This is a genomic window from Halomonas sp. TH-94 (genome assembly GCF_057473365.1).
This window is the reverse complement of the sequence record NZ_JBYCKL010000082.1, coordinates 49058-57572: the sequence shown is the minus strand read 5'-3', so window position 1 is coordinate 57572 and position 8515 is coordinate 49058. Positions and strand designations below refer to the sequence as shown.

Annotated in this window: 8 protein-coding genes and 1 tRNA gene; 5 read left to right on the top strand and 4 right to left on the bottom strand. The window is 59.5% G+C overall.

Annotation, left to right across the window (positions count from 1 at the left end; translation table 11 throughout):
* The coding region (locus AC2VNO_RS15780; RefSeq protein WP_486935013.1) for a preprotein translocase subunit SecA at nucleotides 1–1661 on the top strand (1661 nt) is incomplete at its 5' end.
* A gap of 52 nt (nucleotides 1662–1713) precedes the next feature.
* A complete protein-coding gene (locus AC2VNO_RS15775; protein WP_486935012.1) occupies nucleotides 1714–2475 on the top strand; it encodes an efflux RND transporter periplasmic adaptor subunit in 762 nt (253 codons plus the stop codon).
* 441 nt (nucleotides 2476–2916) lie between these two features.
* Here the strand turns inward: AC2VNO_RS15775 and AC2VNO_RS15770 are convergent, their stop codons facing one another.
* The 4 genes from AC2VNO_RS15770 to AC2VNO_RS15755 all read right to left on the bottom strand — a co-directional run bounded on the left by AC2VNO_RS15770 (nucleotide 2917) and on the right by AC2VNO_RS15755 (nucleotide 5088).
* Nucleotides 2917–3438 carry a CAP domain-containing protein gene (locus AC2VNO_RS15770; protein WP_486935011.1) on the bottom strand — a complete coding sequence of 174 codons (522 nt, stop codon included), beginning with the start codon at nucleotides 3436–3438 and terminating at the stop codon, nucleotides 2917–2919.
* Between the two features lie 373 nt (nucleotides 3439–3811).
* Nucleotides 3812–3985 (bottom strand): YqaE/Pmp3 family membrane protein, encoded by a 174-nt coding sequence (locus tag AC2VNO_RS15765; protein WP_486935010.1) that lies wholly within the window; start codon nucleotides 3983–3985, stop codon nucleotides 3812–3814.
* 502 nt (nucleotides 3986–4487) lie between these two features.
* A tRNA-Pro gene (locus tag AC2VNO_RS15760) sits at nucleotides 4488–4564 on the bottom strand.
* Nucleotides 4565–4734: 170 nt separating this feature from the next.
* Nucleotides 4735–5088, bottom strand: a complete 354-nt coding sequence (locus tag AC2VNO_RS15755) for a hypothetical protein (RefSeq protein WP_486935009.1) — start codon at nucleotides 5086–5088, stop codon at nucleotides 4735–4737.
* A 223-nt stretch (nucleotides 5089–5311) separates the two neighbouring features.
* Between AC2VNO_RS15755 and AC2VNO_RS15750 the strand changes: the two genes are divergently transcribed.
* From AC2VNO_RS15750 to ctaD, 3 genes are all read left to right on the top strand, one after another.
* Nucleotides 5312–5485, top strand: coding sequence for a DUF2970 domain-containing protein (locus AC2VNO_RS15750; RefSeq protein WP_486935008.1), 174 nt, complete (start codon nucleotides 5312–5314; stop codon nucleotides 5483–5485).
* Nucleotides 5486–5668: 183 nt separating this feature from the next.
* The gene (coxB, locus tag AC2VNO_RS15745; RefSeq protein WP_486935007.1) at nucleotides 5669–6784 is read left to right on the top strand and encodes a cytochrome c oxidase subunit II; all 1116 of its coding nucleotides are present in this window, start codon (nucleotides 5669–5671) and stop codon (nucleotides 6782–6784) included.
* 84 nt (nucleotides 6785–6868) lie between these two features.
* Nucleotides 6869–8506, top strand: a complete 1638-nt coding sequence (ctaD, locus tag AC2VNO_RS15740) for a cytochrome c oxidase subunit I (RefSeq protein ID WP_486935006.1) — start codon at nucleotides 6869–6871, stop codon at nucleotides 8504–8506.
* Nucleotides 8507–8515: the final 9 nt, after the last annotated feature.

Sequence of the window (8515 nt, the reverse complement as noted above, 5' to 3'; positions counted from 1 at the left end):
CTTTGGTGCGCGAAATTTCTCGCCGCGAGCTGGGCATGGCTCATCACGACGTGCAGTTACTTGGTGGGCTGGCCATGCTTGGGGGGCGTATCGCCGAAATGCATACCGGCGAGGGCAAGACGCTGACGGCTACGCTGCCGGCTGCGACGGCCGCCTTGGCAGGTATTCCCGTACATGTCATCACCGTCAACGATTACCTCGCTGCCCGGGACGCCGAGCTGATGACGCCGGTTTATCGCGCACTGGGACTTAGCGTGGCCGCCGTGGTGCATGAGATGCCGCCCCAGGAGCGCCGGGCCGCCTACGCGGCTGACGTCGTCTACTGTACCAATAAAGAGCTGGTGTTCGACTATCTGCGCGACACGCAGCTGCTGGCTCGGCACCGTCACCCCTTGCAGGCTCATGCAGCCCGTCTGATCGGGGAGCTGCACGACGAGCGTCTGTTGTTACGCGGTCTGCATTACGCCATCGTCGATGAAGCCGACAGCGTAATGCTCGACGAGGCGCGTACGCCTCTGATTCTGTCCGGACCTGCTGGCAACGATGCGCTGGATATCGGGCTGCTCGACGAAGCGCTGGCACTGGCCGGTGAGTTCGAGGAGAACACCGACTTCATACGCGAGAGCGGCCAGATCCACCTGACCGAGCGCGGACGCCAGCAGCTTACCGAAAAGGCTCAGGCACTACGTGGCAGCGGCTGGGTGGGGCGTTCGCGGAGAGAGTGGTTGGTACAGCAGGCGCTGGTGGCACATCACCATTTCCAGCGTGACCATCATTACCTGGTACGTGACGGCAAGGTTCAGATCATCGATGAACACACCGGGCGGGTCATGGCGGACCGCAGTTGGGAAAAGGGGCTGCAGCAAATGATCGAACGGCTCGAGGGCTGTGAGCCGAGCGACCCCAATGTGACCCTGGCGCGCCTGACCTATCAGCGTTTCTTTCGTCGTTATCATCATCTTTCCGGTATGACTGGCACGGCGCGGGAAGTGCGCGGCGAGTTGTGGCGCACTTATCGCTTAAGAGTGGTGGCGATACCGCCACACCGCCCGAGCAAGCGACAACACTGGCCGACGGTGACCCTTGAGCGTCAAGTGGACAAGTGGCAATGGATCGCCTGCCGGGTGCAGGAGATTGCCGCGCAGGGGCGTGCGGTATTAGTGGCTACGGTGAGCCTGGCCGACTCCGAGGCACTCTCCCGGCAGCTCGATGCAGCCGGGGTGGACCATGCGATGCTCAACGCCCGTCAGGATGCGGAAGAGGCCGGTACGGTGGCCCGCGGTGGCCGCAAGGGGGCCGTGACGGTGGCCACCAGCATGGCGGGGCGCGGCACGGATATTTCGCTCGACGATGAGGTCAAGGCGGCGGGGGGGCTGCATGTCATCATTGCCGGCCATCACGATGCCTCGCGTGTAGACCGTCAGATAGCCGGCCGCTGCGCTCGTCAGGGCGATCCGGGCAGCGTGGAATTCGTCGTCAGTGAAGAGGATGCGCTGCTTGATGAGCTGGAGGGCTGGCAACGCCTACTGGGCCAGCTGCCGGCCCGCTTGAAACGAGCGCAGCGTCGCCGAGAGGCACGTCATGCCCGTGAGCGTGGGCGGCTACTCGATGCCGACTGGCGTGAAGACGAACAACTCGGCTTCAGTGGTAAAGCCGAATGAATAGAATCCCCAACGATATAGACGGCATGGCGCGTCACGACGAGGAAACCCTATGAGTCCGCTTGTTCATCGCAGTATCGCACTGCCGCTGTGCCTTGCCGCTACACTCGGGGCTGTGACGCTCCCGGCCCTGGGTCAGGATGTGGTCGAGCATGGTTTCGGGGAATTGAGTTGTCTGGTCGAGCCGGGCAGGCAGGCGACCCTCTCGAGCCAGGTTCCCGGCGTCATAGACGCCATTCAGGTCGAGCCCGGCGATGAGGTCGGTTCAGGCGACACGCTGTTCACGCTGAGGCGGGAGGTGGAATTGGCCAGTGTGGCGCTGGAGCGCGCTCGGGCCGACTATGCCGACCGTCGCGTACAGCGCAACCAGCGCATGATCGAGCGAGGTATGCTCAGTGAGAGCGAGCGTGACGAAATCGATACGGAAATGCGCCTTGCGCGTATGCAGGTCAACCTGGCCAATGCCCGGCTGGAACAGATGACCCTGCGTGCACCTTTTGCCGGTCTCGTCACCCAGCGCTGGGCGGAAGAGGGGGAGTACATCGATGCTACGCCGGTGTTGGAACTGGTGCAGCTCGACCCGCTTCGGATCGAAGCGGTCATGCCGCTGACGGCATACGGGGCCGTTGCCGTGGGGGATCGACTGACGATTCGATTGCTGGCGCCGATAGAGGAAGAAGCCGTGGCGCGCGTACAGCGCGTAGACAGCGTGATCGATGCCTCGAGCGGCACATTTGCCATCGGTTTGGCGCTGGACAACCCGAATGGTCAGATCCCGGCGGGCATCAATTGTCGGCTGGGGCTTGTCAACTGACCGTTTGCGCAGATTGGTGTGGGTGGTTCCGCGCACTGGAATGAGGCTGTAAGCGTTTTCCATGCTGCGATGCAGGGCTGAGCCGTGTTCCGTGACACGTGACACCCTTTCTTTGCCCTTATCGGGCAAAGTGTCGTGACAGAGGTGAAATGTCGACATGTCTGCGGCATTATGTTTCTGGAAGTGACAAAGGAGAAACCTCATGCCAACTCAACAGAACGCTGCGGGTCCCGCCTGTGAAGTGCTGAACCATTGGGTATCTCATGCCCTGGCTCAACAAGCGGCACAGGACGCCTTGGCGGCTTACATTCCCTGACGGTATCTATTTGGTAATTGGGCCAGGGAGGGTCCAGCTCTACTCCTCTCCAAGACCAGACTCCAAGACCAGTGACTTCTCGCTTTCCTGCCTCTGCTTTTCCTTCACTTACTTTTTAACCGCTGTCATCGCGGCCTGGCGAATACCTGCGTCCAGAAGGGCGAGTAGCGTGACTCTTCAGTTTCGTAGGAAGCCGCACCCATCTGGGTGAAGTTATCGCTCATGATATTGACACAGTGCCCGGGGCTTTCCAGCCAGCCTTCCATTGCACGCGCCACATCGGGCGGCCCGGCAGCGATATTTTCACCGACCGCCTGCCACTCATATCCGGTGTCGCTCACCCGCGCATCGACCCCTTCGTCCTCGGCATCGGTATGGCTGAAAAATTGATTTTCCGCCATGTTGCGCGAATGGTCGTGCGCGGCTTCGGCCAGGCGGCAGCTCCATTCCAGCGCTTCAACGGCAGTGAGCTCCTCATCGCCGCATTGACGCGCTTCGCTACGCGCCTCATTGACGCGCTCGAGCATTTCGCGCTGTGCGTCGTTGAGTTCGCATTCCGCAGCCGCAAGATGCGGTAGGGCTCCAAGGCCCAGCACGGCGATGACGTAAAGGGGGCAGTGCGTTGCATCGGGCCTTCCTCGTGGCACAGGATGTTCCATCACTGTAGTAGCAGGAACAGTAAGTATGAGGCATTGAGGCGCCGGGCCAACGCAGACCGCTCGGTTATCGTCGCGATCATTGCCCATGACAATGCCGATGAGGGCTGAGCGGGCAGGGTTCAAACAGACGAGGAGATATTGTCGTTGCGCTCGTCAGCGTCTTGTATGGCTTCGTGCTCGATTCCATGGCGTGCGACTACGACTAGGCCTGCTTTTTCCTCGGCCTCGCTCATGTCAACGACCCACCATTCCGGCGGCTGGTCAGAGGCTTCGTTGACTTGTACGGCTCTATAAACCCGATACCTCATGCGGTGCGCTCCTGTTGGCTGGTAGCTGAGAGGTAGAGCGTTCATGCAACCGGCTAGTGTTTCAGGATCACATAGAAGGCGTGGATGATCCCCGGTATGAAGCCCAGCATCGTCAGCAGTATATTCAGCCAGAAGTGTGGTTTCAGGCCTACTTCAAGAAAGACGCCGACCGGAGGCAGCAGAATGGCAAAGATCATCTTGATGGGGTCTGTCGCGGTGAAAGCCATGGCATTTTCTCCTTGAAAGTGACGCTCCCTATCGTGGCTTCAGTCTAGCTACATCAGGCGCGGTCCGCCCAAACTGGTTTTCAGCAAAGGCTCTGAACCGTACCGGCTTTCTCGGAGACCCGCTGGGTCTCTACCTTTTTGATGAATGCTGATTTTTATACAGCCTATTTAAGTGATCTCGTCGCATCTGTAAGCTATAGCCCACAATGTTTATGGGAAAAAGCTTACAAAATCCATCTGCCAACAAAAGGCGCAGCGTGGCAATCTTGATATGCGTCAGGGAGAGGTGCACAGGGAGCGGTGTGCCAGGGAGAGATGCAGCGGGATGAGGCCCGGCCGGGCAATCGGTCGGGCTTTCTGCTTTACGTAATCACTGAAAATGATCTGTGCAGTGGCCAACACTCGTAGTGTTGAGGTCCAGGCAGTTTGTTACCAGTGTTTACCATCAACGAAAAACCGCCACCCGGCATGACCCGTGAGTGGCGGCTTCTCTTGAATCCAATGGTCGGAGCGACAGGATTCGAACCTGCGACCTCTGCAACCCCATTGCAGCGCGCTACCAAGCTGCGCCACGCTCCGACTGTTCTTCAGGCCTGGGCCTTGAGAACGAGGCGTATACTAGCGCGTTCGGGTGCAAATGAAAAGCCTCTTTTGTACTTTCCTTTCAATCGCTTGCCATTATCGATGAGGACGCCTCTTTTCGTAACCGATGATGAAACGGGTTGTCGCTTTGAGCCGGCATGCCGCGATCAGATCTCTTCCCATATACGGCGACGGAACTCATGGGGCAGGGCGGCCACCTGCTTCATGCGCTCCAGGTTGTGTTCGGCGACTTCTCGGGCGACATCTTCATAACACTCCTTCATTTTTTCCGGATCGGCGCCGTGGGTCTCGTAGCAGCGGGCGATCTGCTGTCCGGCTTGTGAAAGAGCGGCGATAAAGTTGGCTTCCTGCAGCATCAGGTCCGATACGCTTTCCATCCAGGCCAACTGAAGTCGTGACATGGGTGCGACTCCCTGCAGCCACTGTTGCGACCACCATTGCAACATCGGTTGAGAGGCGTCGAGCGCCGGGTTGGGATGGGTGGGGGTTGTGCTGGCCATGGCGGTCTCCTCTAATACGTCGAAGTGAGTGTATGGGGCGGGCAGGCTGAACGGGGTTACTTCCAGTCTAGTCCAGCGGTGGTGGTGCTCCCACGTTTATTCGCTGCGTTGCGGTATGAATTTCGGCGATATTTTTTTGCTGTCGGAGAGCCGTTGCTCACCGGTCGTAGCCGGGATATGTCATGCTCTACGGCCGGTCGGAAATTCAAGGGGAAGCAGGACGATGTGGGATGTCATCAAGTCAGTGTTGGCCGCCTTCTTCGGCGTACAGCGCGACCAGCGGCGTCGTGAGGATTTCGAGAAGGGGAATGCGCTAGCTTTCATCGTCACGGGGATCGTCATGGGGCTGCTGCTGGTGGGGGTGCTGGCCCTGATCGCGATACAGGTAGCCGGCTGAACGAAGCGGTGGCGAACGTTGTTAAGCGCGTTAGCCTTAAGGTGAACGTTTGGCGAGTGACTTTCTAAACGTGTCTCCATATACTCGCTAGAAGAAGCGGCTAATGTTCTCAGGATGAGAACCCCTCACCCTGACTCCTGGGGGCGCCGTTATCGATACAACTACAAACATCGGGAGGCGTCGATGCGCACTCTGCTCGTCTGGTTGGCAGGGGGCTTGACCCTTGTCGGCTCGAGCCAGGTGGCTCTGGCTAGCGGTTGGAACATGCCGGTCGGGGTTACTGACCTCAGTAGTGAGATCTACAGTCTGCACATGCTGATCTTCTGGATCTGTGTGGTCATCGGCGTGCTCGTATTCGGGGTGATGTTCTATTCCCTGTTTCGCTATCGCCACTCCAAGGGTGCCAAGGCTGCCAATTTCCACGAAAACACCACCGTCGAGATCATCTGGACGGCGATCCCGTTGTTGATACTCATTGGTATGGCGGTACCCGCTACCGCGACGCTGAAGAAAATCTACGACCCTTCCGGTGCCGAGCTGGATGTCATGGTCACCGGCCAGCAGTGGCGCTGGCGCTACGAGTACTTGGGCGAAGACGTCGCCTTCAATTCCAATTTGGCCACACCTCGCGCGCAAATTCGCGGCGACGAGGAGCGCGGTGAGCACTATCTTCTCGAAGTCGATGAGCCGCTCGTGCTGCCGATCAATCGCAAGGTTCGCTTCCTGTTCACTTCCGATGACGTCATTCACGCCTGGTGGGTGCCCGAGTTTGCCGTAAAACAGGACACGGTACCCGGCTTCATCACCGAGAACTGGGTGCGCATCAACGAACCGGGTATCTATCGTGGGCAGTGCGCCGAGCTGTGTGGGGTCGACCATGCCTTCATGCCCATCGTCGTGCATGCCGTCGAGGAAGATGAGTTCGATACCTGGCTGGCCGAGCGTCAGGAGATGGCTGCGGAAGAGGCCATGGGCATCGATCGCGAATGGGAGTTCGACGAGCTGATGGAGCGGGGCGAGGGCGTTTACGGCAGCATTTGCGCTTCGTGCCACCAGCCTGAGGGGCAGGGGTCGCCGCCGGCCTTCCCGGCCCTGGCCGGCAACGAACAGATGCTCGCCGATGTCGAGTGGCACAAGGATGTCATCATCAATGGGGTGTCCGGAACTGCCATGCCGTCGTTCCGTACGACGCTCAACCCGGTCGAGCTGGCAGCGGTCATCACTTATACCCGTAACGCCTGGGGCAATGAGTCCGGCGATGCGGTGCAGCCGGCCGAAATCGCCGAGCGACTGCAATGATGATCGCCCTCACGGTGCCGGTGCACCGTGAGGGGCACCGACGAGCAGCGATATACAACAAGACAATGAATCTGGAGTATTCCGATGGCCCCTAAGGTACCTCCTCAGCCGACTCTCGAGCAGAGCGCCACCGCCGCGGAAGCGGGGCATGGACATGCCCACGAAGCCCCCCCGAAGGGCATCATGCGGTGGCTATTGACCACCAATCACAAAGAGATCGGGTCGATGTACCTGATCTTCTCGCTGATCATGTTCTTCATCGGCGGGATCTTCGCACTGGTTGTGCGTCTCGAGCTGTTCCAGCCAGGCCTGCAGTTCGTCAATCCCGAGTTCTTCAACCAGATGACCACCATGCATGGCCTGATCATGGTCTTTGCAGCGGTCATGCCGGCCTTTACCGGGTTGGCCAACTGGATGATTCCGTTGCAGATCGGCGCCCCCGACATGGCGCTGCCACGGCTGAACAACTTCAGCTTCTGGCTGCTGCCGGTAGCATTCGGGTTGCTGCTCTCCACCCTGTTCATGCCGGGTGGCGGGCCCAACTTCGGTTGGACCTTCTACGCGCCGCTCTCCACTACCTTTGCGCCGCCGTCCACGACCTTCTTCATTCTATCGCTGCACATCGCGGGTATCAGTTCGATTCTTGGTGCGATCAACATCATCGCCACCATCCTGAACATGCGTGCCCCGGGTATGCGCATGATGGACATGCCGCTGTTCGTCTGGACCTGGTTCATCACGTCCTTCCTGCTGATCGCGGTAATGCCGGTGCTTGCCGGTGTCATCACCATGATGCTGATGGACATCAACTTCGGCACCAGCTTCTTCGATGCGGCTGGCGGCGGCGATCCGGTACTGTTCCAGCACCTCTTCTGGTTCTTCGGTCACCCCGAGGTCTACATCATGATTCTGCCGTCGTTCGGAATCGTGTCGGCGATCATTCCCGCCTTTGCCCGTAAGCGCCTGTTCGGCTATGCCTCGATGGTATATGCCACGGCTGCCATTGCCGTGCTGTCGTTCCTCGTCTGGGGGCACCATATGTTCGTGGTGGGCATGCCGTTGGCGGGGCAGCTGTTCTTCATGTACGCCACCATGCTGATCGCCGTGCCCACCGGGGTGAAGGTGTTCAACTGGGTGACTACCTTGTTCCGAGGCTCGATCAGCTTCGAGCCGCCGATGCTGTTCGCGCTGGCATTCGTGGTGCTGTTCACCATCGGTGGCTTCAGCGGGCTGATGCTTGCCATCGCGCCGGCCGATTTCCAGTATCACGATACCTATTTCGTGGTGGCGCACTTCCACTACGTGTTGGTACCGGGCGCCATCTTCTCGATCATGGCCGCAGCCTACTATTGGTTGCCCAAGTGGACCGGCCACTACCCCAACGTGCGTCTGGCGCAGTGGCACTTCTGGCTTTCGGTGATCAGCGTAAACCTGACGTTCTTCCCGATGCACTTTGCGGGCCTGGCGGGGATGCCGCGTCGGATTCCCGACTACGCGCTGCAGTTCGCCGACTTCAACATGGTGTCATCCATTGGTGCCTTCATGTTCGGCTTCTCTCAGCTTCTGTTCGTTGCCGTGATCGTGCTGTGCGTGCGTGGCGGGCAGAAGGCTCCGGCGGCTGCATGGGGTGAATTCGCCGACGACCTCGAGTGGAGCGTGCCGAGCCCGGCGCCGCTGCATACCTTCGAAACGCCGCCGGTTTACCAGCGTCCGGTTCACTGATGCGCTTGC

Excerpts from the sequence above, each read along its gene's own strand:
- AC2VNO_RS15775 (WP_486935012.1), top strand. The coding sequence starts at position 1,714 with ATGAGTCCGCTTGTTCATCGCAGTATCGCACTGCCGCTGTGCCTTGCC.
- AC2VNO_RS15765 (WP_486935010.1), bottom strand. The coding sequence starts at position 3,985 with ATGGCTTTCACCGCGACAGACCCCATCAAGATGATCTTTGCCATTCTG.
- AC2VNO_RS15755 (WP_486935009.1), bottom strand. The coding sequence starts at position 5,088 with ATGGCCAGCACAACCCCCACCCATCCCAACCCGGCGCTCGACGCCTCT.
- AC2VNO_RS15750 (WP_486935008.1), top strand. The coding sequence starts at position 5,312 with ATGTGGGATGTCATCAAGTCAGTGTTGGCCGCCTTCTTCGGCGTACAG.
- coxB (WP_486935007.1), top strand. The coding sequence starts at position 5,669 with ATGCGCACTCTGCTCGTCTGGTTGGCAGGGGGCTTGACCCTTGTCGGC.
- ctaD (WP_486935006.1), top strand. The coding sequence starts at position 6,869 with ATGGCCCCTAAGGTACCTCCTCAGCCGACTCTCGAGCAGAGCGCCACC.